Here is a 644-nt window from a genome sequence, read left to right on the forward strand (position 1 = left end):
GTTCCACGCCGAGCTCCCGCGCGACATCGCCCTCGGCCTCATCGCGGCCCTGCTGAAGGACGCCTCGATCGAGGCGAAGGTCTTCGCCGGTGCGGGCTACACCGCCCTCGCCAGCTCGATGGGCCGCACGAAGCTCCGGCGCCGCATCGCCTCCACGCCCGGCTGCGTCTTCGTCATCGTCTCCCATGCCGGGCTGCACGAGGCGGCGCCGATCGCCGCCCTGAAGGCGGAGGGCGCCCGTTTCCTGCCCATGCTGCACGACCTCATCCCCATCACCCATCCGGAATTCACCAGCCGGAAGCAGATCGACCGGCATCCGAAGCGCGTCGAGACCATCCTGGAGCTGGCAGACGCGCTGCTCATCAGCTCGCGCGCCACCGGCGAGGTGCTGGCCGCGCTGCATCCCGGACGCCCCTTGCCGGTCATGCACCTCGCCCGCTTCGGCACCGACATCGCCGCCTGCACGCCGGCCGGTATCGCGATGCCGCCGGAGCCCTATTTCGTCACGCTGGGCACCATCGAGCCACGCAAGAACCACCTGCTGCTGCTCAACCTCTGGCGCGAGATGCCGCGGGTAGAACATCAGGCCCCCCGGCTGGTGATCATCGGCCGGCGCGGCTGGGAATCCGAGGCGGCCTGCCGCC

Annotated in this window: 1 protein-coding gene; it reads left to right on the forward strand. The window is 70.7% G+C overall.

The features are described 5' to 3' along the window. Window positions 1–644 (forward strand): glycosyltransferase family protein (locus AC1DWF_RS35515; protein WP_476843153.1); only part of this gene is annotated, 644 nt, incomplete at both ends.

The sequence above is a fragment of the Aminobacter sp. P4_D5 genome, from assembly GCF_056401815.1.